Annotated in this window: 21 protein-coding genes; 11 read left to right on the forward strand and 10 right to left on the reverse strand. The window is 75.3% G+C overall.

All coding sequences use genetic code 11. The features are described 5' to 3' along the window. The first annotated feature begins 117 nt into the window (after positions 1-117). Positions 118-330, forward strand: coding sequence for a hypothetical protein (locus M0638_RS15430; RefSeq protein ID WP_248667890.1), 213 nt, complete (start codon positions 118-120; stop codon positions 328-330). 149 nt (positions 331-479) lie between these two features. Here M0638_RS15430 and M0638_RS15435 read toward each other — a convergent pair whose 3' ends face one another. Together M0638_RS15435 and M0638_RS15440 are read right to left on the reverse strand one after the other, a co-directional pair. Continuing rightward, positions 480-797 carry a hypothetical protein gene (locus tag M0638_RS15435; RefSeq protein WP_248667891.1) on the reverse strand — a complete coding sequence of 106 codons (318 nt, stop codon included), beginning with the start codon at positions 795-797 and terminating at the stop codon, positions 480-482. 129 nt (positions 798-926) lie between these two features. Next, positions 927-3,053, reverse strand: coding sequence for a sodium-translocating pyrophosphatase (locus tag M0638_RS15440; protein WP_282572046.1), 2,127 nt, complete (start codon positions 3,051-3,053; stop codon positions 927-929). Between the two features lie 291 nt (positions 3,054-3,344). On the opposite strand from M0638_RS15440, the gene M0638_RS15445 reads away from it, so the two are divergent. From M0638_RS15445 to M0638_RS15455, 3 genes are all read left to right on the forward strand, one after another. Then, entirely contained in the window at positions 3,345-3,827 is a 483-nt protein-coding gene (locus M0638_RS15445) for a DUF6525 family protein (protein ID WP_248667892.1), read from the forward strand. A gap of 332 nt (positions 3,828-4,159) precedes the next feature. Next, positions 4,160-5,128, forward strand: a complete 969-nt coding sequence (locus tag M0638_RS15450; RefSeq protein WP_248667893.1) for a Bug family tripartite tricarboxylate transporter substrate binding protein — start codon at positions 4,160-4,162, stop codon at positions 5,126-5,128. Between the two features lie 31 nt (positions 5,129-5,159). Continuing rightward, positions 5,160-6,152 carry a hydroxyacid dehydrogenase gene (locus tag M0638_RS15455; protein ID WP_248667894.1) on the forward strand — a complete coding sequence of 331 codons (993 nt, stop codon included), beginning with the start codon at positions 5,160-5,162 and terminating at the stop codon, positions 6,150-6,152. Positions 6,153-6,198: 46 nt separating this feature from the next. Here M0638_RS15455 and M0638_RS15460 read toward each other — a convergent pair whose 3' ends face one another. Both M0638_RS15460 and M0638_RS15465 read right to left on the reverse strand, forming a co-directional pair. Continuing rightward, positions 6,199-6,522: a helix-turn-helix domain-containing protein gene (locus tag M0638_RS15460; protein ID WP_282572047.1), complete on the reverse strand. Its 324-nt coding sequence runs from the start codon at positions 6,520-6,522 to the stop codon at positions 6,199-6,201. A 4-nt stretch (positions 6,523-6,526) separates the two neighbouring features. Further along, the gene (locus M0638_RS15465) at positions 6,527-7,867 is read right to left on the reverse strand and encodes a type II toxin-antitoxin system HipA family toxin (protein ID WP_248667895.1); all 1,341 of its coding nucleotides are present in this window, start codon (positions 7,865-7,867) and stop codon (positions 6,527-6,529) included. Between the two features lie 289 nt (positions 7,868-8,156). Between M0638_RS15465 and M0638_RS15470 the strand changes: the two genes are divergently transcribed. Continuing rightward, entirely contained in the window at positions 8,157-9,620 is a 1,464-nt protein-coding gene (locus tag M0638_RS15470; protein WP_248667896.1) for an MmgE/PrpD family protein, read from the forward strand. Beyond that, entirely contained in the window at positions 9,617-10,234 is a 618-nt protein-coding gene (locus M0638_RS15475; RefSeq protein WP_248667897.1) for an acetyltransferase, read from the forward strand. Before M0638_RS15470 ends, M0638_RS15475 begins: the two co-directional genes overlap by 4 nt. A gap of 169 nt (positions 10,235-10,403) precedes the next feature. Here M0638_RS15475 and M0638_RS15480 read toward each other — a convergent pair whose 3' ends face one another. The 3 genes from M0638_RS15480 to M0638_RS15490 form a co-directional block, all read right to left on the reverse strand. After that, positions 10,404-11,666, reverse strand: coding sequence for a CaiB/BaiF CoA transferase family protein (locus tag M0638_RS15480; RefSeq protein ID WP_248667898.1), 1,263 nt, complete (start codon positions 11,664-11,666; stop codon positions 10,404-10,406). A 209-nt stretch (positions 11,667-11,875) separates the two neighbouring features. Continuing rightward, complete coding sequence (locus M0638_RS15485) at positions 11,876-12,604, reverse strand: metallophosphoesterase (protein ID WP_248667899.1); 729 nt, start codon at positions 12,602-12,604, stop codon at positions 11,876-11,878. Between the two features lies 1 nt (position 12,605). After that, the gene (locus M0638_RS15490) at positions 12,606-14,189 is read right to left on the reverse strand and encodes an ABC transporter substrate-binding protein (protein ID WP_248667900.1); all 1,584 of its coding nucleotides are present in this window, start codon (positions 14,187-14,189) and stop codon (positions 12,606-12,608) included. Between the two features lie 584 nt (positions 14,190-14,773). Between M0638_RS15490 and M0638_RS15495 the strand changes: the two genes are divergently transcribed. The 4 genes from M0638_RS15495 (at position 14,774) to M0638_RS15510 (ending at position 18,562) form a co-directional block, all read left to right on the forward strand. Continuing rightward, on the forward strand, positions 14,774-15,790 hold the full coding sequence (locus M0638_RS15495) for an NAD(P)H-quinone oxidoreductase (RefSeq protein WP_248667901.1): 1,017 nt from the start codon (positions 14,774-14,776) through the stop codon (positions 15,788-15,790). A 91-nt stretch (positions 15,791-15,881) separates the two neighbouring features. After that, positions 15,882-16,844, forward strand: coding sequence for a DMT family transporter (locus M0638_RS15500; RefSeq protein WP_248667902.1), 963 nt, complete (start codon positions 15,882-15,884; stop codon positions 16,842-16,844). Positions 16,845-16,953: 109 nt separating this feature from the next. Next, on the forward strand, positions 16,954-17,736 hold the full coding sequence (locus M0638_RS15505) for an alpha/beta fold hydrolase (RefSeq protein ID WP_248667903.1): 783 nt from the start codon (positions 16,954-16,956) through the stop codon (positions 17,734-17,736). A gap of 175 nt (positions 17,737-17,911) precedes the next feature. Continuing rightward, positions 17,912-18,562: a hypothetical protein gene (locus M0638_RS15510; protein ID WP_248667904.1), complete on the forward strand. Its 651-nt coding sequence runs from the start codon at positions 17,912-17,914 to the stop codon at positions 18,560-18,562. Between the two features lie 34 nt (positions 18,563-18,596). Here M0638_RS15510 and M0638_RS15515 read toward each other — a convergent pair whose 3' ends face one another. Next, a complete protein-coding gene (locus M0638_RS15515; protein ID WP_248667905.1) occupies positions 18,597-19,229 on the reverse strand; it encodes a DNA-3-methyladenine glycosylase family protein in 633 nt (210 codons plus the stop codon). Between the two features lie 309 nt (positions 19,230-19,538). On the opposite strand from M0638_RS15515, the gene M0638_RS15520 reads away from it, so the two are divergent. Then, positions 19,539-20,516 (forward strand): pirin family protein, encoded by a 978-nt coding sequence (locus tag M0638_RS15520; RefSeq protein ID WP_408903633.1) that lies wholly within the window; start codon positions 19,539-19,541, stop codon positions 20,514-20,516. Between the two features lie 447 nt (positions 20,517-20,963). Here the strand turns inward: M0638_RS15520 and M0638_RS15525 are convergent, their stop codons facing one another. Then, positions 20,964-21,155, reverse strand: coding sequence for a hypothetical protein (locus tag M0638_RS15525; RefSeq protein ID WP_248667906.1), 192 nt, complete (start codon positions 21,153-21,155; stop codon positions 20,964-20,966). A 249-nt stretch (positions 21,156-21,404) separates the two neighbouring features. Next, complete coding sequence (locus M0638_RS15530) at positions 21,405-22,448, reverse strand: DUF2891 domain-containing protein (RefSeq protein WP_248667907.1); 1,044 nt, start codon at positions 22,446-22,448, stop codon at positions 21,405-21,407. Positions 22,449-22,451 lie beyond the last annotated feature (3 nt).

Raw genomic sequence — 22,451 nt, forward strand, 5'->3', positions numbered from 1 at the left:
TTGCGCCGCCGGGCCGAAGCCCGGCATCGCAGACGCCTTCGATCAGGCTCCGCTCACCACTCTCGACGCAAACATCCCGGCATCCTTCCCGTGAGACCAGGCCGGCCATCGACCGACATGAGCAAGGGAAAGAGGCAGGAAAGCCTGCTCGCTTCCAAAGAACCAGATGTGATTTTCAAACAACCGAACCAGCCGTGCTGGTTTCTTCCATTTAGTCGCTTTGCAGCGGCCTGTAAAGAGGAAGAAAAAACTTTCTGCTTTTCGGCAGAAGGTCTTCAGCTCGACTGTCAAACAACGACCGAAGCATCCGGCCGCCAGGAACTTCTTTAACCGATTACTGAAAGCGCCTTGCGGAGCGATCGGTTGGTCTCGGAAGCGCCGGCGGCGAGTGCGTCGGGGAGCGGGCGTATATCCCCGCCCCGGATGGGCCACAAGCCCTTTTTTGCGTCCCGATGACGCTTCCGGCCGCCGTGGGGCGGTCAGCCGGGGCACGCATCCGGGGGCAGGCCCGAGGACAGGCAGCTCTCCGCCAGGGCCGTCCACTCTTCCGCCAGCGTGGCGCCGGGCCGTCCTTGCCCTGCGCGGCGGTACCAGTGGTCGGCATCGGCGAGGTCGCCTTCCCGGCGATGCAGATAGGCATGCACCCGCGCCGCCTCAACACCGTCCTCGGACTGGACCAGCGCGTGCGCGCTCTCCCATGCGCCGCGCGCATCCCACCAGAGCGCCAGGAGAGGTGGGGGCAGCCCGGCCGGCGGCGCGGACGCGGTGGTGGCGCGGCGGAACGCGTCGAGGGTCATGGGCGGCGGCCTCGTGGGAGACGATCCTGCCGGAGTCGCCGCCCTGCCCCCGCCCCCCGGGGCCCGACCGCGGGCGGGCGGCGACGGCCGCCGGACCCGCCCCCGGGGCCCGGCAGCCATGCCCCGCCCTCAGTGCGCCAGCATCGCCAGCAGCAGCAGCGCCACGATGTTGGTGATCTTGATCATCGGGTTCACCGCCGGGCCGGCCGTGTCCTTGTACGGGTCGCCCACCGTGTCGCCGGTCACCGCCGCCTTGTGCGCGTCGGAGCCCTTGCCGCCATGGTGCCCGTCCTCGATGTACTTCTTGGCGTTGTCCCAGGCGCCGCCGCCCGTGGTCATGGAGATCGCGACGAACAGGCCGGTGACGATCACGCCGAGCAGCATCGCCCCCAGCGCCGCGAAGGCCGCCGCCTTGCCGGCGATGGCGTTGATCAGGAAGTAGCAGACCAGCGGCGAGAGCACGGGCAGCAGCGAGGGGACCACCATCTCGCGGATCGCGGCGCGGGTCAGCATGTCCACGGCGCGGCCGTAGTCGGGCCGGTCGGTGCCCTGCATGATGCCGGGCTTCTCGCGGAACTGCCGCCGCACCTCCTCCACCACCGCCTGCGCGGCGCGGCCGACGGCGGTCATCGACATGCCGCCGAACAGGTAGGGCAGCAGCCCGCCGAACAGCAGGCCGACCACCACGTAGGGGTTGGCCAGCGAGAAATCGACCGGCCCCATGCCCGCGAAGTAGGGGAAGCGGTCCGGGTTGGCGGCGAAGTAGCCGAGATCCTGCGTGTAGGCCGCGAACAGCACCAGCGCGCCGAGGCCGGCCGAGCCGATCGCGTAGCCCTTGGTGACGGCCTTGGTGGTGTTGCCCACCGCGTCCAGCGCGTCCGTGGTGTGGCGGATCTCCTTGGGCAGCCCCGCCATCTCGGCGATGCCGCCCGCGTTGTCCGTCACCGGGCCGAAGGCGTCGAGCGCCACGATCATGCCGGCCACGCCCAGCATGGTGGTGGTGGCGATGGCCACGCCGAACAGGCCGGCCAGGTTGTAGGCGCAGAGCACGCCCGCGATGATCACCAGCGCCGGCAGCGCCGTGCTCTCCATCGAGACGGCCAGGCCGCGGATGACGTTGGTGCCGTGGCCGGTGACCGAGGCCTCGGCGATCGCCTTGACCGGGCGGTAGCCGGTGCCGGTGTAGTACTCGGTGATGATGACGATCAGCGCCGTGACCACGAGGCCGACCACGCCGCACCAGAACAGCGAGAGCGGCGTGAAGGCGACGCCGCGCACCGCCATCGGCACCGAGAGCCCGCCGAACACCAGCGCCGTCAGCGGCAGCAGCACCACCAGCGAGAGCACGCCGGTGACGATCAGGCCGCGGTACAGCGCGCCCATGATCGACTGGCTGGCCGGCAGCCTCACGAAGTAGGTGCCGGCGATCGAGGTGACGACGCAGACCGCGCCGATCGCCAGCGGGAACAGCATCGCGGCAAGCCGGATGCCCGGATCGGCGAAGGAGATCGCGGCCAGCACCATGGTGGCGACCATGGTCACCGCGTAGGTCTCGAACAGGTCGGCCGCCATGCCGGCGCAATCGCCCACGTTGTCGCCCACGTTGTCGGCGATGGTGGCGGGGTTGCGGGGGTCGTCCTCGGGGATGCCGGCCTCGACCTTGCCCACCATGTCGCCGCCCACATCGGCGCCCTTGGTGAAGATGCCGCCGCCGAGGCGCGCGAAGATCGAGATCAGCGAGGCGCCGAAGCCGAGGGCGACCAGCGAGTCGATCACCACCCGGCTGTCCGGCGCGTGGCCGCCCAGCACGACGAGGATGAAGAAGTAGACGGCGACGCCGAGCAGGGCGAGGCCGGCGACCAGCATCCCGGTCACGGCGCCCGCCTTGAACGCCACGTCGAGCCCGGCCGCGAGCGAGCGCGTCGCCGCCTGGGCGGTGCGGACGTTGGCGCGCACCGAGACGTTCATGCCGATGAAGCCCGCGAGCCCCGACAGCAGCGCGCCGATCGCGAAGCCCACCGCGGCGGCGAGGCCGAGCCGCCAGACCACGATCAGGAGCAGCACCAGCCCGGCGATGGCGATCGTGGTGTACTGGCGCCGGAGATAGGCCGCAGCGCCTTCCTGGATGGCGCGCGCGATCTCCTGCATGCGCTCGGTGCCGGCATCCATGCCGGTGACCTGCCTCGCGGTGACCATCCCGTAGGCGATCGAGAGCGCCCCCAGGATGATGACGAGCAGCAACGCTATGGTGAGCAAGAGTGATTCCCCCCTGACTTCGTGCGTGGCGGCGATCCGGCCGCGCCATGCGGCCCGGGCCGGGCGGGTTTGCCGCGCCCGGCGGTATTCCTGGACGGCCGTCAGCCTAGGCAGGGACCTGACGCCGGCGCAACGGCCCTCGCGCGACGTCACGGCGGGGCCGGCCAGGTCGCGGCGGGGCCGGTGGAGCGGGCGGAACCGCGGCCGTGTTCGACGCGGCGCATACGTGCCGAGCACCAGGCGGTTGGCACCGCGATTTCCCCGCCCTGCCGCCTTCGCTAGAAGGCCGGCATGGACAACAGCATGGCGGCCAGGCCCTACAGCAGGCTCAAGGGCGACCCGTACCGGGCCTACGAGGAGCTGCCGGTCGAGGTGCGCCTGGCCCTGCAGGAAGCCCTGGTGGACTGGTGCCCGCTGCGCACCCGCGAATGGTACCTGCAACTGCTGCACCGGCGCGGGATGCGGCCGGCGCAGGCGGCGTTCCTGCTCGTCCAGACGATCCGCCGTTACGACCACGCCGAGGTGGCCGCCTTCGCGAGGACGCTGTCCAAAGGTGCCGATGCCTATCCGCACCTCGCCGCCGGCGCGACGCTCCAGCGCTACGTCGGAACGGACGGCATCCCCGCGCCCGAGCCCCTTCCCGCCGCCCCCGCGGCAACGCGGCCCAGGGTCGCGGAAGCGCGGCCCAAGGTCCGGGCAGCCAGGCCCAAGGCGCGGGCGACGCGACCCAAGGCGCGAACCAAGCGCCAGGCGGGCCGTCGCTCCAGGCGCTGAAGGCGGGAGGGCGCGGCCGGCCGGTTGCCGAAGGGGCTGCGACGCCGCTCGGAGCCCCGGCCCGAGGCCGAACCCTCCAGCCACGCCGGCCGCACCGACGCGACCGGGCAGCGGGCGAAGCCGATCACCTCGGGGAAGCGGTCCGGCCGGGTTCGGGCCCATGACCTTCCGTCCCTCTCCGCGCGCCGGCCGGTCCGATGATGCCGCCCGTCCCAGCCGCGGCCGGATGCGTTGTCCCGGCTCGCTGGCCCGCCCTCGCTTGCCCACCCTCGCTTGCCAGTGCGGGGCGGAAGCGGGATGCTCGCCGCAAGGGCGGAAGCAGGGGAACGACGATGCGGCGCCGCAGCCTGGTCCTCGCCGGAGGCGCCCTCGCGCTCGCCACACGCCCCGCCCGCGCGCAGGGGTCGCCCTGGCCCGACCGGCCGATCCGCCTCGTCGTGCCCTGGGCGCCCGGCGGCAGCACCGACACCACGGCGCGCCTGCTGGCCGAATCCCTCACGCACCGCCTCGGCCAGCCGGTGACGATCGACAACCGCCCGGGGGCCGGCGGCAACATCGGCGCCGAGGCGGTGGCGCGCGCGGCGCCGGACGGCAACACGCTGCTGTTCTCGACCAGCTCGCTGCCCACCGCCGTCATGCTCTACCGGCGCCTGCCCTTCGACGTGGCGAACGACTTCGCCCCCGTCTCGCAGGTGGCCTTCGTGCCCAACCTGCTGGTGGTGAACCCGGCGGTGCCGGCGCGGGACGTGGCGGGGCTGATCGCGCTGGCCAGGGCGCGGCCGGGGGCGCTGAACTACGGCTCCTCGGGCGCGGGCAGCTCGCAGCACCTCGCCGCCTCGCTGTTCCTCTCCCGCGCCGGGATCGAGGCGGCGCATGTCCCCTATCGCGGCGGCGCGCCGGCCAACACGGACCTGCTCGCCGACAAGATCCAGTTCGTCTTCGCGCCCCTGGTCGAGGTGATCGGCTTCGTGCGGGCGGGCTCGCTGCGGGCGCTGGCCGTCACCACCGCGCGCCGCTCCGCCCTGCTGCCCGAGGTGCCGACCGTCGCCGAGACGCTGCCGGGTTTCGAGGTGGCGCTGTGGAACGGCGTCCTCGCCCCCGCCGGCACGCCGCCCGCCATCCTCGGCCGCCTCGCGCGCGAGGTCGCGGCCGCGCTCGCCGAGCCCGGGCTGCGCGCGCGCCTGGCCGAGCAGGGCTCGGTGCCGGTCGGCAGCGATCCCGACGCCTTCGCCGCCTTCCTGCGCGCCGAGATCGGCAAGTGGGGCGGGCTGGTGCGCCTCTCCGGCGCCCAGGCCGACTGACCCCGGCCCGACCGGCCCCTTCGGAGACCGCATGCCCCACATCCTGATGCTCAACCACTTCCACCCCGACGCGGTGCGCCGGCTGCGCGAGACGGCCGGCTACACGGTGGAGACGATCCCGGAGGTGACGCGCGAGGCCCTGCTGGCGCGCATCGGCGAGGCGGATGCGGTGCTGGTGCGCAGCACCCGCATCGACCGGCCCGTGATCGAGGCGGCGGGCCGGCTGCGCCTGCTCTGCCGCCACGGCGTCGGCTACGATTCCATCGACGTGCCGGCGCTGACCGAGCGCAACATCCTGCTCACCGTGACGCCGGACGCCAACGCCGTCTCGGTGGCCGAGCACACGCTGATGCTGCTGCTGGCCGCCGCGCGCCGGCTCGCCGCCTACGACGCCAACGTGCGCGCCGGCACCTGGGGACCGCGGCCGGAGCTGCCGACCTTCGACCTGGCCGGCCGCACCGTGCTGGTCGTCGGCTTCGGGCGGATCGGGGCGCGCGTGGCGCGGCTCTGCCTCGCCTTCGGCATGACGGTGCTGGTGTACGACCCCTACGTGCCGGGCAACACGATCAAGGGCGCCGGCTGCCTGCCCGCGAGGACGCTGGCGGCGGGGCTGGCCGAGGCGGACGCGGTGACGCTGCACTGCCCCTCGAACGAGGAGACGCGCGGGATGGTGGATCGCGACTTCCTCGCCGCCATGAAGCCGGGCGCGGTGCTGGTAAACTCGGCGCGCGGCACGGTGGTGCGCGAGGAGGCGCTGGCGGAGGCGCTGCACGGCCGCCACCTCGCCGGCGCCGGGGTGGACGTGTTCTGGGAGGAGCCGGTGCCGCGCGGCTCGCCGCTGCTGGACGCGCCGAACCTGATGATGACGCCGCATTCGGCGGCGAGCACCGCGCAGGGCCTGCACCGCATGGCGATGTCCTGCGCCGAGAGCGTGCTGACCTACTTCGCGGGGAATCTGGACCCGGACGTGGTGGTGAACCGCGAGGTGCTGGCGCGGGTGAACGACGTGCCGGGCGCGGGGTAGGCCGGGAGCGGGCGGTGGCGTCGCCGGCGGCCGTCCGGGCGCGCCGCTACGCGTCGTCCGACGCGGCGTCCGGGCGACCGGCCGTCGCCGCCTCGTCCCCGGGATGGATGAAGCCGACCCGGAAGCCGAAGGGGCGCCCGAGCCTGCCCAGCGTCGCGACCGTCGGGTTGGCGGTGCCGGCCTCGAGCTCGGCCACCTGCCGCTTGGTGATCCTGAAGGCCCGGGCGAACTGCTCCTGGGTCATCCCGAGCGCGCTCCGCATCCGCCGGACGGCCTCGCTCCACGGCAGGCCACCTGCCACCACGGCATCGTGCAGCTGATGGCGCAGGGTGCGCCGCGTCCCGGCATCCGGCTTCCTGACCCGCGGCATGCGCTCAGCCCCGGCCCAGGGCGGCCAGCGCGTCGGCCAGGGCCTCGCAGCGGCCCATCGCACGCCCGATCACGGCATCCGCCACCCCCAGCCGGCGGGCGAGCGCCGGCATCCGGCGCAGCGCATCGGCATGCTCCGCCAGGACCCGCATCAGCGATGCCGCCGTCAGCCCGGCCACCCCGTCGGCCGCGACGCGGCAGACCACGGCCCAGTCCGGATCGAGGTCGCGGCTGGGGCCGTTGAAGGCACGCATGCAGCGCCAGGTCGTCGAGCGGGCGATGGCACCGGGGTCCAGGCGCATCGGGCAGAAATCGTAGAGCGGCGTCAGCCGGACGGAGCCGTCCGGTCCCTTCTGCAGCGCCGTGTTGCGGCCGTGGTTGTCGGGATTGCCCAGGGCCAGGTTCAGCACGTCGCGAAGGACGTATTCCGTCACCTCGGCGGCCGGGTCGTCGCAGAAGGTCCCGATGACCGCCAGATAGTTCTCGTGCGCGGCCTGATGGGCGAAGGCGGCGACGCCGGCGGCCGACACGATGCTCTCCTGCCCCAGCCGGACGACCTTGCCGCCGGCGACATGGCGGTCGAAGCGGGGGATGCGCAGCGTGCCGTCGCGATGATCGAGCGGTCTGGCGCAACGCAGGCCGAAGGCGCGGGCAAGCTCCAGATAGGGTGCCTCGGAGGCCAGGATCAGCGACGTCGCCTCCTGTCCGTCACCCGCCCACTTGACGATGGCGTGGTCCGTGGCCTCGGCGTCCGGGACCATGGGACCGGGCAGCCAGCGGCCTTCCCGGTCGAGGGTAAGCAGCAGCTTGGGCCAGCCTCCCTGCACGCCGGAGGTGCCGCTGGCGACCGCCGTGAAGTCGCGCGCGAATTCGCCGAAGGTGTCGTGGCGGGCGACGATCTCGTCCCATGCCAGGCCGGGCCGGCGCACCCCCTGCAACCGCTTCCGCTCGGCATCCCGGGCCTGCCTGACGCGGATGTTGCCGATCGGGCCGCCACCCGCCCGCAGCAGGAGAGGCGTGTCGCAGGCATCACCGTCCGGCCCGAGTTGCAGGGCCTCGGTCAGCACCCTGCGGGCATGGCCCTGGGGCAGCAGGTCGAGCAGGAAGGGCGGCCAAGTAGCGAAGCGATGGATGCCGAGAGAGGGCGGCAGCCGGACGCTGAGGGCCGCATGGCCGCGTACCGTGTCGGTGAAGTCGGGATTCGCCCGGAAGGCATAGTCGGTCTCGTATTCCAGTGTCGTGGGACTTCTCCAGCCGGCTTCGGGCTCGGCCAGGGTCAGCCGGGCCGCGTCGTGCCAGCGTCCGTCGACGTGGAGTTGCAGGGTGAGGCTTTTCGGCTTCGCCATCGGGTTCCTTATAAGGGTTCAAAAGACACGGTTTCCAGCCGAAAGATGCCATTATAAGGATCCGGTCGATCCGCCGGAATCTCCCCGAGAAATCGCTCAATATTTTGAATCTAGTGATTTTTTCCATGATCCCGGCGGCCTCCTTCCAGCCGGGTGGCCACGCCGTGTTTCCACGGCGGCTCCTGTCGCCACGACGAGGGCATACCCGCCGGCCCCTGCGCGGTATCCTCGCCCCGGGCAGCGATGAACGGCTGCGATGCGACCGCCTGGGACGGGAGAAGCGCCACCGATGACCGAGAACCCGCTGCTGCCGCTGGCCGAGCACGCCGCCTCCTGGGCATCCCCCGGGCGCGGCCGCCCGCTGCCGCCCGACCTCGAGCACCACGCCCGCCGCGCCCTGGTGGACTGGTTCGCCGCCCTGCTCGCCGGCGCCTCGCGCCCGCCCGCGACGCTGCTCACCACGGCGCTGGCCGGCGAGCGCGGCGGACCGGGCGCGCGCTCCGTGCTCTACACCGATGGCGGCCTCGCCCCGCTCCGCACCGCCGCGCTGGTCAACGCCACGGCCAGCCACACGGTGGAGTTCGACGACATCTACCGCGATGCCGGCTACCACCCCGGCTGCCCCACCATCGGCGCGGCGCTGGCGGCGGCGCAGGACCAGGGGGCGGACATGGCGGCGCTGCTGCGCGCCGTCGTCGCCGGCTACGAGGTCTCCTGCCGCATCGGCCTCGCCGTGCAGCCCAGCCACTACCGCTACTGGCACACCACCGGCACGGTCGGCACCTTCGGCGCCGCCACCGCCGTCGCCGTGCTGCTGGGCTGCGACGCGGAACGGACCGCGCACGCCATCGCCACCGCCGCCACCATGGCGGGCGGGTTGCAGCAGGCCTTCCGCTCGGACGGGATGAGCAAGCCGCTGCACCCGGGCCATGCCGCCGAGGCCGGCGCGCTGGCGGCGCTGGCGGCGCGCGCCGGGGTGACCGGCGCGCTCGACGTGCTGCACGGGCCGGTCGGCTTCGCGGCGGCGACCAGCGAGGATGCCGGCAAGTGGGCGAAGGCGCTGGACGGGCTCGGCGAGCGCTTCGCCATCACGTCCATGACCTTCAAGAACCATGGCTGCTGCGGCCACATCTTCGCGGCGCTCGACGCGGTGCGCGACCTGCAGTCGGAACACGGCTTCGGCGCGGACGCGGTGGCGCACATCCATGTCGCCGGCTACGGCCCCACCAAGGAGGTCTGCGACCGGCCGGAGGCGCGCACGGAAAGCGAGGCGCGCTTCAGCGCCCAGTACTGCGTGGCGGCGCTGCTGCGCCTCGGCGGGGTGCGGCTCGCGGCCTTCGAGCCGGCGAACCTCGCCGATCCGGCGATCCACGCGCTGATGCGCCGCGTCTCGGTCAGCCTCGCCCCCGATCTCGCCGACGCCTACCCGGCCCGCCGCGCGGCGCGGGTGACGGTGACGCTGCATGGCGGCCGCGTGCTGGAACGCTACCAGCCGACGCGCAAGGGCGACCCGGACGCGCCGCTCTCGGACGCCGAATTGTCGGAGAAATTCCGCGAGCTGGCGGGGCCGGCCGTGGGCGCGGCGCGGGCGGCGGCGCTGCTCGACCGGCTCTGGCACGGCGACGCGCTGCCGGGCGCGGTGCCGCTGCTGGCGCCGATGGCGGCCGGGGCGGCCGACGGGCCCACCCGCGGCCCCGCCGGCGGGGCCGCCGACGGCCCCATCGGCGGAACGACCACCCGGGCCGCCGAATGAGGCTGGTCCTGGTCGGCGCCGGCGGCCACGGCAAGGCGGTGCTGGACCTGCTGCTGGCCGCGGGCGACCACGAGGTGGTCGGGGTGCTGGACGAGGCGCCGCGCGCCCCTGCCCTGCTGGGCGTGCCGGTGCTGGGCGGCCTCGACCTGCTGGCGCGGCTGCGGGCGGAGGGCGTGGCGCTGGCCGCCGTCGCGGTGGGCGACAACGCGGCGCGCGCGCGGCTGGGCGGCCTGCTGCTCGCCGCGGGCTACGCGCTGCCGGTGCTGCGGCACCCGGCGGCGCTGGTTTCCGGGCACGCGACGCTCGGCGCGGGCGTGGTGGCGATGGCGCGCGCGGTGATCGGGCCGGAGGCGCGCGTCGGGGACCTCGCCCTGGTCAACACCGGCGCGATCGTCGAGCACGACTGCGTGGTCGGCGAGGCGGCGCACGTGGCGCCGGGCGCGGTGCTGGCCGGCGGCGCCTCGGTGGGGGCGCGGGCGGTGATCGGGGCGGGCGCGGTGCTGCGGCCGGGCGTCGCGGTGGGCGAGTCGGCGCTGGTGGCGGCCGGCGCGGCGGTGGCGGCCCCGGTGCCGGCGGGGGCGCGGGTGGGCGGGGTGCCGGCGCGGCCGCTGTAGCGGACGGGCCTTCCCCGAAAGGGGGCCGCCACGGAACCCGCCACGGAACCTGCGGGAGAGCTTCCGGCTACAGCGAACCGCAGTCCGGTTGGAACTGCGGTTCGCTGTAACTTGTTGTTCTCGGCGCGGATTCACGCCGCCGGGCGTGTCCGCCCGTCGGCGATCCGCTCTACACCTCGTCCTCGTCCAGCCCGATGATGCCCTCGGCCGCCATCCGGCGTATCTCCGAGGCGCCGTAGCCGAGGCTGGCCAGCACCGCCATCGTGTCCTCGCCGACGCGCGGCGGCTGCCGGCGCAGGCCCGGCACCCCGCCGCCGATGTGCAGCGGCAGCAGCGGCAGCATGGCGCGGACCGACGCCGCCGGGTCCGCCCCGGCCAGCGCCACCTCGGCGAGGCCGCCGCTGGCCTGCAGGTGCGGGTCGGCGGCCAGCTCCTCGGGCCGCGCCACGGGCGCGCAGGGGATCAGCGCCGCGCGGCAACGCTCCAGCACCGTCGCCACCGGCAGCGGCGCCAGCACCGCCCGGATCGGCGGCAGCAGCGTCTCGCGCGCCCGCACGCGGTCGTTGTTGGTGGCCAGGGCGGGGTCGTCGGCCAGCGCCGGCAGGCCGAAGGCGGCGCAGAAGCGCGGCCACTGGGCGTCGCTGGTGACGCCGACGAAGACCTGGCCGTCGGCCGCGGCGAACACGTCGTAGACGGCCCAGGCGCTGCGCCGCTCGGTCATGGGCGGGGTGGGCTCGCCGCTCAGCGCCGCGGCGGCCATGTGCTGCGCCATCAGGAAGCCCACCGCCTCGAACAGCGCGCTGTGGACCTTCTGGCCGAGGCCGGTGCCGTCGCGCTGGCGCAGCGCGGCGAGGATGCCGATCGCGCCGAACAGGCCGCCCATCACGTCCACCACGCTGGCGCCGGCGCGCAGCGGCTGGCCGGGCGGGCCGGTCATGTAGGCGAGGCCGCCCTGCATCTGCGCCACCTCGTCCAGCGAGGGCAGGTGCTCGTAGGGGCCGGGCAGGTAGCCCTTGAGCGCGCAGTAGATCAGGCGCGGGTTCAGCGCGTGCAGCGGCTCCCAGCCCAGGCCCAGCCGGTCCATCGTGCCGGGGGCGAAATTCTCCAGCAGCACGTCCGCGGTGCGCACGAGGCGCTCGATCACCCGCTTCCCCTCGGGGTGCTTGAGGTCCACCGCCAGGCTGGCCTTGTTGCGGTTGTAGGTGCCGAAGAAGCCGGCGCCGAAGCCGACGAGCTGGCGCGTGCGCTCGCCGCCCGGCGGCTCGATGCGGATCACCTCGGCGCCGAGATCGGCCAGCACCAGCCCGCAGGAAGGGCCCATGACGGTATGGCCGAAATCCAGCACCCTGAGGCCGCAGAGCGGCGACGCATCCGGCGTGCCGCAATCCTCCTGCTCGTCCGTTGCCGGGGCCGGGGTCGGGACAAGGGCCATTCTACCTGCAAAAACAATGGATTGAGCAACGAGCATGACGCGGCCGGCAGCGCGCCGTCAACCCGCGATCCGGTGAGGTGCGAAGGCCGCCAGGGAATGTCCGCCCCAGGGCGTGATGCGGGGAGCGGCGAGGGGGATGGCGGGGGATTTCGCGTGCCGGAGCAGGATCGGAGGCGATTCAGGGTCTTGCCGTGATCGTGCGGGCCGCCTCACGCCGCCAGGAAGCCGATCCGGTCCTCCTCCAGCACGCCGCAGGTGAGCGGCCCGCCGGACCAGGCGGCGGTATCGAGGTTGATGCGGTTGGCGCGTATCTCCGGCGCGGCGCGCGCCGTGTGGCCGTGCACCACCACGGCGCCGTGCGCGGCCTCGCTGTGCAGGAAGCTGTTGCGGATGCGCAGCATGTCGTCGCGCGTCTGCCGCTCGATCGGCACGCCGGGGCGGATGCCGGCATGCACGAACAGGTAGCCGCCTTCCCGGTGGCAGAGGGCGAGGCCGCGCAGGAAGGCGAGGTGCGCGGCCGGGATCGCGGCCGACCACGCCGCCGGCGTGCCGCCGGGGTCGAGCCCGTAGCTTTCCAGCGTCGGGCGGCCGCCGCACCAGAGCCAGTCCGCCACGTCCCCGGCGGCACCCGCGAGGGCGGCGAGCATCGCCTCCTCGTGGTTGCCCGTGAGGTTCAGCACCGGCACGCCGGGGACGGGCGGGCCGGCGCTGAGATGGGCCAGCACGCCGGCGCTGTCCGCGCCCTTGTCCACGTAGTCGCCGAGGTGCAGCAGCAGGGGCGATTCCGCGGGGCGCGCGCGCAGGTCGTCGGCGATCGCGGCGTGCAGCGTGGCGAGGCGCGCGGCGCAGCCGTGGATGTCGCCCACGGCGTAGATGCGCCGTCCGGGCGGCAGGCGGGCCGGGGCGGGCCGGAAGTCCGGCAGGCCGGGATGCGGCACGCTACGGCCCGAGCCGCGCCCGCAGCGGCGCCACCGCCGCCCCGGCCGGGGCGACGGTGAGCTGCCGCCCGCCCTGCCACTGCGTCACGTAGGGCCGCGCGCGCCCGTTCTGGCCGCGCTCGTCGAGGCGTGCCCCCCAGCCATTGGCCAGGGCATGCTCGGGAAGGTCGAGCGCCAGCAGCGCGGCGCGCAGCCGGTCCTTGTCGGCGGCGCCGGCGCGCTGCCAGGCCTCGAACACGATGCGCGCGCCGACGTAGCTGGCCAGCGAGTGGCCGGAACGCGGGTCGCTGCCGTACTTGCGCCGGTACGCCTCGACGAAGGGACCGATCGCCGGCGCGATCTGCTCGCCCACCTCGAACTGCGGCACGTCCACGTTCAGCGTGCCGTCGAAGTCGGGCCCGACCGCGCGCGCCGTGTCGCCGAAGGCGTAGCCGGCGCCGAGGCCGATCACCATGCGCGGCCGCCAGCCGGCCTCGCGCATGGCGCGGTAGAGCAGCACGATGTCGTTCTGCTGGCCGTGGTGCAGCACCAGCTCGGTCCGCACACCCTGCAGGCGCTGCACGAGGCTCGCCAGCTCCGCCGGCCGGGCGGCGTAGGACAGGCGCTCGGGCGCCGGCAACGCGGCATCCCGCAGCCTCGTCTCCAGCGCGGCGGCCAGGCTCTGCCCGTCCAGCGTGTCCTCGTGCAGCACGGCGGTGCGCATGGTCTCGGCGGGCAGGCCGAGCAGCGGGGCGAGCGGGCCGGTGATCGTCTCGACCGCCTCGCGCGCGAGGTCGGCGGCGCGCGGGCCGGTGCGGAAGGTGTAGCGGAAGCCGCGCTCGGTGATCGCGTCGGCGACCGCGTTCAGCTCGAAGTAGGGCAGGCCCTGCAGCTCCGCGAGCTGCGAGGCGGCGAAGCCGACGGCCGAGACCGCGCTGCCGAACACGCAGCCCACCCGCTCCGCGCCGGCCAGCCGGCGCAGCTCGGCCTGGGCCTGGGTGCCGTCGGCGGCGTCGCCCCGGATCAGCCGGATCGGGCGCCCCAGCAGCCCGGCCGGCGGGGGCGCGACAGCCTGGACGCCGCCTCCCTGGCTGCCGGTTCCCTGGCTGCCACCCCCTTGCGCACCCTGGGCGCCCGCCCCCTGGCCAACACCCCCCTGGCCAACACCCCCCTGGCCAGCACTCCCCTGGGCACTCGCCGGGCCGGCGGCGGGATTGCCGCCCGCCGGGCCGCCCATCGGGCCACCCATTGGGCCGGTCGTCGGACCGCCGCTTTGGCCGGTGCCACCTTGGCCGGTGCCGCCATGCCCCGGCGCGGCCATGCCTGCCGCCGGCGCCGCGCCCGGCAGGCCGGCATTACGCTCCTCCACGGCCAGTTCCAGCCCGCGGAAGCTTTCGTCACCCAGGACGGCGAGGTTGCCGGAGAAGGGGAACAGCGCGCCGAGGCGGTACTCGCCACCGGCGGCGCCCGCCGGCGCGCCGCCCGCCCCGCCCGTGGCGCCGGCCTGGGCATGGACCCGGCGGATGGCGGGAATCGACAGGCCGCCCGCGACCAGTCCGCCCAGCACGCCGCGGCGGCGCCAGGGCCGGTCGTGGATCGCGGGCATCTCATCTCCTTGGCGAGAGGGCGGTGGCGGCGAGCCGGAAGGCGGCGGGGGAGACGGAGAGGCACGCCGGCCCGATGTTCCGCCGCTGCGCCGCCGCTGGCAACCCTGTCCGGCCGGCGGCCCCGTGCCGTCCCGTCGTGGCCGCCCGTCTCGGCCGCTCCGTCTCGGCCATCCGGTCCCGGCGGCCAGGGTGGGCGGCCAGAACGGGCGGCCGCGCGTCGCCGGCGCCTCCTCACGCCGGGCGTATCGGCCCGGCGGCCCGGAAGATGCGCGAAGACAGAGGGCTGAACGGTTCCCGCCCGACTCGGTCGGGCCGGAACGGTGCCGGGCGCCGCCGCCCCACCCTGCCCCCCCAGCGGGAGCCCTGCCGTCCCGGGATCAGCCGTGCCGGGATCCGTTTCCCGGCGGGGGCGGCCTCCCTTGACGGGAGCGGTGGCGGCGCGGAACCTCCGCGCCCGCCGGCGAACCGGGGGCGCCGGGCGGTCGTTTCCCGCGTCTCGTGGACCCGGCGGCCGGCGCCGGCGGTATCGGCGGCGGCGGATGGCCGCCGCATCGCGCCGGCCCCGGTGAGGAAGGACAAGGCGATGGCCGCACTGCCCGAGACGATGCTCTACATGGCGCATGGCGAGGGTGGCCCGCCCGAGGTGCTGCGCCCGGCCACCGCCCCCCTCCCCCATCCCGGCCCCGGCGAGCTGCTGATCCGCGTGCTCGCCGCCGGGGTGAACCGGCCGGAGGTGGCGCAGCGCCAGGGCGCCTACCCGCCGCCGCCGGGCGCCAGCCCGATCCTGGGGCTGGAGGCGGCCGGCGAGGTGGCGGCGCTGGGCGAGGGCGTGACCGGCTGGCGGGTGGGCGACCGGGTCTGCGCCCTCTGCAACGGCGGCGCCTACGCGGAATACGTGGTGGCGCCGGCGACGCAGGCCCTGCCCTGGCCGCGCGGCTACGACGCGCTGCGCGCCGCGGCGCTGCCCGAGACCTACTTCACCGTCTGGGTGAACGTGTTCGGCCACGGGCGCCTCCAGGCCGGCGAGACGCTGCTGGTGCATGGCGGCACCTCGGGCATCGGCATCACCGCGATCCAGCTCGCCAAGGCGTTCGGCGCGACGGTGTACGCGACCGCCGGCAGCGCGGCGAAGTGCGAGGCGATGCTGAAGCTCGGCGCCGACGCGGCGATCGACTACCGCGCGCAGGACTTCGTCGAGGAGGTGCGCCGCCTGACCGGCAAGCGCGGCGTGGACGTGGTGCTGGACATGGTGGGCGGCCCCTATTTCGGGCGCAACCTGCGCTGCCTCGGCGAGGGCGGCCGCCTCGTCATCATCGCGACGCTGGGCGGGGCGGAGGCGGAGAAGGCCGATCTGCGGCCGATCATGCTGAAGCGCCTCGTCGTCACCGGCTCGACGCTCAGGCCGCGCACCGCCGCCGAGAAGGGCGCGATCGCCGAGGCGCTGCGCGCGAAGGTCTGGCCGCTGCTGGAATCGGGCGCCGCCGCCGGGCCGGTGATCCACGCCACCTTCCCGCTGCGCGAGGCCGCCGAGGCGCACCGGCTGATGGAGAGCAGCGCGCATATCGGCAAGATCGTGCTGCGCGTCGCCGACGGGGCATGAGCATCGGGGCATGAGCACGCGGGCGACGGCACGGCCGGGGGCCACCCCGCCGGCCCCGGCCGGCGCGCCGCTGCCGGCCCGGATGCCGGTCATGCCGCCGCCGGCCGCCTCGGCATTGGCCACCCCGGCATTGGCCGCCTCGGCACCGCTCGCCCCGACGCCGGCCGCGACGGCCGGCCCGGGCGGGAACGGCGCGGCCTACCGGCTGCTCGCCCTCGCCGTGCTGCTGTTCGGCGGCGTCTGGCCGATCACCAAGTCGGCGCTGGCGGATGCGACGCCGCTCTGGTTCGCCACCGGGCGGGCCGGCTTCGCGGCGCTCGGGCTGATGGCGCTGGTGGCGTGGCAGGGCAGGCTGCGCCTGCCCGCCCGCGAGGACTGGCCGGTGGTGGCGGCGATCGGGCTGCTGCAGCTCGCGGGCTTCTTCTCGCTCGGCCACCTGGCGCTGGCGCTGGTGCCGGCGGGGCGGACGGCGGTGGTCGCCAACGCCACCACCATCTGGGTGGTGCCGCTCTCCGTGCTGCTGCTGGGCGAGCGGATGACGCCGCGCCGCTGGCTGGCGGGCGGGCTCGGCCTGCTCGGCGTCGCGTCGCTGGCGGGGCTGTTCACGCCCGGGGCGATGGGGGGTGGTGCCGGATCGCCGCTCGGCTACGCGCTGCTGCTCGGCGCGGCGCTGTCCTGGAGCCTCGCCATCGTGGCGCTGCGGGCGCGGCCGCCGCGGCGGCCGGTGGTCGAGCTGCTGCCCTGGTGCTTCGTGCTGGCCGCGCTGGTGCTGGGGGCGCTGGCGCTGTGGCGGGAGCCGGCGGGCGGCATCGGCCGGTCGAGCTGGCCGGCGCTGCTGTTCGTGGGGCTGGTGGCGGCGCCGCTCGGCACCTGGGCCACGGTGGAGGTGCAGCGGCGGCTCTCGCCGCTCGCCTGCTCGGTCGGCTTTTTGCTGATGCCGGTGGTGGGGCTGCTGCTCGCGGCGGCGTGGCTGGGCGAGGCGCTGGGGCCGGACGTGCTGGCGGGCACGGCGCTGATCGTGGCGAGCGTCGCGATCATGGCGCGGGAGCGATAGGCCGGAGCGTGGCGCGGGCGCGGCACGGGGCCGTGGCACGTGCCCGCCGCGGCAGGCATGATCCACGCCGGCCTCCGAACGGCGCGACGAACAGGGGAACGGGTACGGCATGCGTCTGAACATGGTCGAATTCGGCGCCGGGGCGGGCGATGCCGTCCCGCTGGTGCTGCTGCACGGGCTGTTCGGCATGGCGGCGAATTTCGGCCAGGTGCAGAAGCGGCTGGCCGCGCGCCGGCGCGTGCTGGCCTTCGACCTGCGCAACCACGGCCATTCGCCGCACGCATCGGCGATGGACTACCCGACCATGGCCGAAGACGTGGCGGAGAGCATGGCGGCGGCGGGCGTCGGGCAGGCCGCCGTGCTCGGCCACAGCATGGGCGGCAAGGTGGCGATGTCGCTGGCGCTGGCGCACCCGGGGCGCGTGGCGCGGCTGCTCGTGGCCGACATCGCGCCCGTCCCCTACCGCCCCACCTTCGGCGCCTATGCCGAGGCGATGCGGCGCATCCCGCTGCGGCCGGGCCTGAACCGGCGCGAGGCCTCGGCGGCGCTGGAATCGGCGGTGCCGGAGGCCGGGGTGCGCGCCTTCCTGCTGCAGGGCATGCGCTTCGACACGGACCCGCCGCAATGGCGCATCGGCCTCGACGAGATCGCCGGCGCGATCCCTTCGATCGTGGACGTGGCGCCGGTGCCGCCGGGCGCGCGCTACGAGGGACCGACCCTGTTCCTCCGCGGCGAGCGTTCCGACTACGTGCGCGCGCGGGACCACGAGGCGATCCGGGCGCTGTTCCCCAACGCCGCCTTCGAGACGCTGCCCGGGGCCGGGCACTGGCTGCACGCCGAGAACCCCGACGGCTTCGTCGCGGCGGTGGAGCGGTTCCTCGATGCCGGCTGAGGCGGCGGGCGCGGCCGATGTCGGGCCGGGCGGCGGCGGGGCCGGCCGGCGGGCGGCGCGGGAGGGAGCCGGCGCGTCGGGCGCCCCGGGCGAGGCGGATGCGGCGCCCGGCAAAGGGGCGCCCGGCGGGGAGACGGCAGGCGGGGAGGCGGCAGGCGGGGAGGCGGCAGGCGGGGTGCCGGAGACGGCCTCGGCCGCAGGCACCGCCGGCCCCGCTTCGCGCCGGCCCGTGCCGTACTACGCGCAGTGGGAATCGCCCGAGCTGGTCGGCGCGATCGTCACCGGCCGGGCGACGGCGGCGCAGGATCCGCGCTGGCGGGAGTCGGGCGCGCGCAGCCTGGACGAGTACGTGCGCTGGTCGGGCCATGTCTGCGGCATGGCGTGCCTGAAGATGCTGCTCGCCGCGCGCACCGGCCGCGTCGAGCCGACGATCGCGCTGGCCCGGCGCGCCCTGCCGCACGGCGCCTATGTCGAGGAGGGCGAGTGGATACGTGGGCTGATCTACGCGCCCTTCGTGCGTTTCCTTGCCGACGAATTCGGCATCGCGGCGCGGGTGGTGACGGAGGTCACGGAAGCCGACCTGCCGGCGATCATGGCGGAGGCCGAGTTCTTCCTGGCCTCCGTGCACCCGGACATACGCTGGCCGGCGCACGAGCCGCCGGGGCGGGGCGGGCATCTGGTGCTGGTCACGGCGGCCTCGGCGGAGGCGGTGGTGTTCAGCAACCCGTCCGGGCACGACGCGGCGAGCCGGTCGGACGTGACGCTGCCGCTCGCGGTGTTCGGGCGGTTCTTCGCCGGGCGCGGCGTCGCGGTGCTGCCGGGCTGAGCGGGGCCGCGGCGGCGCGCCGGGCGCAAGCGCCCTATGGCGGCTTGTAGGCGCTGCCCTTGGCGGCATCCGCCGCGCGCCAGAGATACCAGGCGGCGATGGAGCGGTGCGGCGCCCAGGCCCGGCCGAGCAGGCCCAGCGCCTTGGGCGTCGGCTGCGCCTCCAGCCCCGCCGCCACCTTCCAGCCCTCGCGCACGCCGAAATCGTCCACCGGCAGCACGTCCGGCCGGCCGAGGGTGAAGATCAGCAGCATCTCCACCGTCCAGCGGCCGACGCCGCGGATCGGCAGGAGGCGCTCGATGATCTGCTCGTCGTCGAGGCGGGCGCAGGCGCGGCGGGTGGGCACGATGCCGGCGGCGGCGTGGCGGGCGATGTCGCGGATCGCCGCCGTCTTGCTGCCGGAGAAGCCGCAGCCGTGCATCGCCTCGTCGGAGAGGGCGAGGACCTGGTCGGGGTCCGGGAAGGGCGCGCCCTCGGGGAACAGGGCGATGAAGCGGCCGAGGATCGCCTCGGCGGCGCGGCCGTGCACCTGCTGGTGGGCGATGGCGCGCACCAGCGCCTCGTAGGGCTCGCGCTTCACCGGCTTCAGGGTGCAGCGGCCGATCCGGTGGATCACCGGGGCCAGGACCTTGTCCTGCGACAGATGGGCGCGCGCCGCGCGACTCATGCCGAGCCTCCCTCGCTGCGACGAGGCGTAGCGCGGACGGGGTCGCGCGTAAACGGAAGGGGAACAGGCGGGGCGCACGCCGCTGGCGCCCGATGCGTCGGACGGAGGCCCTGCTTCCCGCGACGCGGCGGGGGCCTTCGCGCGCCATGGCGCGGACGCACCGCCGGACGCGGCGCCGGCGGGACCGCGATGCGCCGTGGCCGGCGGTGCGTTCGGACAACAGCGGGTGAAGTGGGCGCCACCCCCCTTCCCTTCGGCGCGGCGGTGGCGAGGCTCGGCGGACAACGGCAACAGGGGATGCGCCGGGCGATGAGCGTCGAACACGATCCGGCCGGCGCGATGCCGGCCTCGCCGGGGCCGGCCTGCATCGGGCAGGTGATCCTGCCGCGCGCGCACGACCTCGGCGGCTTCGAGGTGCGTCGCGCCCTGCCGGCGAAGGAGCGGCAGATGGTCGGCCCCTTCATCTTCTTCGACCAGATGGGGCCGGGCGAGTTCCTGACCGGCCAGGGGCTGGACGTGCGGCCGCACCCGCATATCGGGCTGGCCACCGTCACCTACCTGTTCGACGGCGAGATCCGACACCGCGACACGCTGGGCAGCGACCAGCCGATCCGCCCGGGCGACGTGAACTGGATGACCGCCGGGCGCGGCATCGCCCATTCCGAGCGCACCGCCGAGGTGCAGCGCACGCACCCCAACAGGCTGTTCGGCATCCAGTCCTGGGTGGCGCTGCCGCGCGCGCAGGAGGAGGTGGCGCCGAGCTTCGTGCACCACCCCGCCGCGTCCCTGCCGCTGCTGGAGGAAGGGGGCGTGCGGCTGCGGCTCATCGCCGGCCATGGCTGGGGCGAGCGCGCGCCGGTGGCGACGCCCTCGGAGCTGTTCTACGCCGACGCGGTGCTGGCCCCGGGCGCCGCGCTGCCGCTGCCGGACGGCCACGAGGAGCGCGGCGTGTACGTCGCGACGGGCGCGGTGGAGGTGGCGGGGGACCGCTTCGAGGCGGGGCGGATGCTGCTGTTCCGCCCCGGCGACGGTCTGGCGCTGCGGGCGGGCGAGCAGGGCGCGCGGCTGCTGCTGCTCGGCGGCGCGGCGATGGACGGGCCGCGGCACCTGTTCTGGAACTTCGTCGCCTCCTCGCGCGAGCGGATCGAGCAGGCCAAGGCGGACTGGAAGGCCGGGCGCTTCGGCACGGTGCCGGGCGACGACAAGGAGTTCATCCCGCTGCCGGAGATCCGGGTGAAGGCGGCGCCGGTGGTGCAGGCGCCGTCGGCGGGGTCGCCGACGAGCTGACCCGTTGCCGCTCGCCTCGCGCCGGAGTCGTTCCAGCCCGTTGATTCGCCGCATCTTCCGGGCCAGCGGGCGTGGGCGCTCGGCGTGAGAACGCTCCGGGCGCCGGCCGGACGCTCCCTGGGCCTGCCCAGGGCAACCCCAGGGCGCACCCCCTTGGACGTTCCCCGCCGGGACCTTCCCGGCCGGCGGGCATCGCGCGCCCCGGGACGGCACGCGGCGGGGCGGCACGGCGGCACCGATGAGCCGGGGGCGGATGCCTTGCCGACCCATGCCTTGCGTCGGCGTGATGCGCGCCACGATCGCCGGGCGGGACGAGGATATGCCGCCCCGGACGCCACCCCGGACGGGGGTCGAGCGGGGCGCCGTGCGGCTCCTGCCCCGCTTCGTCGCGGCACGGCGCGGGGATGGCGGCGCAGCGGGACGGCGACGCCGCGGCCGGCCTGCCGCTCAGCCGCGCAGCACCGCCAGGATCGCGTGGAGGAAGGTCACGCCGGCCAGCGGCGCCAGGAACCACAGCAGCAGGTTGACGCCGAGGACCCAGACGACCAGCCGCTCGTCGCGCTTCGTGAAGCGCGGCCTGGGCGGTGGCGGCGGTGGCTCGCGGTAGGGCGGCGGCCAGTCGTTCCAGTCGACGTACATGCGCGGCGATCGCCTCCTCGGCCGGGGCGGATGCCCGCCCCGGGAGCCCGCCCCGGGAGCCCGCCCCGGGAGCCCGCACGAGAGGATGGGTGCCGATGCGCCGATGGGGAGGTGCCGGGGCCGGGAATTCCGCCCGGCGCGGCAACCGGGCGCGGGCGGCCAGGGGGCCTGCCGTGGTCGGCCCCGGCCCGCCCCGCCGATGCCGCGAGGGGAAGGCCGGCCGCGGGAGGCGGCCCCGCCGGCCGGGCCTTACCGCCCGTCCTCGTCCATCGCCAGCAGGGCGAAGCTGGCGAGCCAGTGCTCGCCCATGTAGTCGCCGGCGAGATGCGGCAGGCTCGCCGCCAGGTGCGCCCCGGCGGCGGCCTCCATCACGGGGCGGCGCGAATCGCCCGCCGGCAGCGCGCCGGCGAGGGCCCGGAAGCACCAGGCGCGGCTGAGGTTCAGCCCGTCGAGATGGGCGATCTTGCCGTCGCTGCGGTCGGTCGCGACGGCCGGCCGGAACAGGGTCGCCGGCTCCCCGTCGGCGAGGCGCGGCAGGAAGCGGTCGAACCAGGGCGCGAAGTCGGCGGGCGGCAGCAGGCGGCGCAGGCATTCCGCCTCGATCAGGGCGGAGGAGAGGAAGTCGTCGCCGCCCGGCTCGCCCCAGGCGGGACAGTCGGCGTCGTCGCCGTACCAGCGCCGCGCCGTCCGCCGCAGCAGGGCGAGCAGCGCGGCGTCGCCCCCGCCCTCCACCCCCCGACTCTCCGCGTAGTCGGCCGCCATGCGCAGGCCGAAGGCGGTGTTGAAGTGCGTCCCCACCCGCACCGGGTACGGCGCGACCGGCAGGAATTCGTGGTGGCGGCGGACGAGGATCGCGGCGAGCGGCGCGATCGCCCCGGCCCAGCGCGCCTCGGGCAGCATCCGCAGCTCGTGCGCCAGCTTCAGCAGCCACGCCCAGCCATAGGGCCGCTTGAAGCCGCGCGCGGTCGGCGCCTCCAGGTAGCGGCATTCGCCCGCGACCTTCTCCGGCACCAGTTGCCGGTCGAACAGCGCCCGGATCGCCGGCGCCGCCGCGCCCCCGGGGAAGCGGCGCAGCACGCGCGCGAGCAGCCAGTAGCCGTGCACGCAGGAATGCCAGTCGTAGCTGCCGAAGAAGACCGGGTGCAGCGCGGCGGGCGTGCGCGCATCCGCCGGCCCGGCCAGGGTGTGGTCGGGCTTGTTGGGATACTCGCGGGTGACGTGGCCGAGGGCGATGGCGGCGAAGCGCGCGGCGGTGTCGGCGTCGAGCGTCGGGGGCGCGTGGACCTCGGGCATGCG

It is taken from the genome of Roseomonas acroporae (assembly GCF_023223525.1).
Taxonomy (GTDB): Bacteria; Pseudomonadota; Alphaproteobacteria; order Acetobacterales; family Acetobacteraceae; genus Roseomonas_E; species Roseomonas_E acroporae.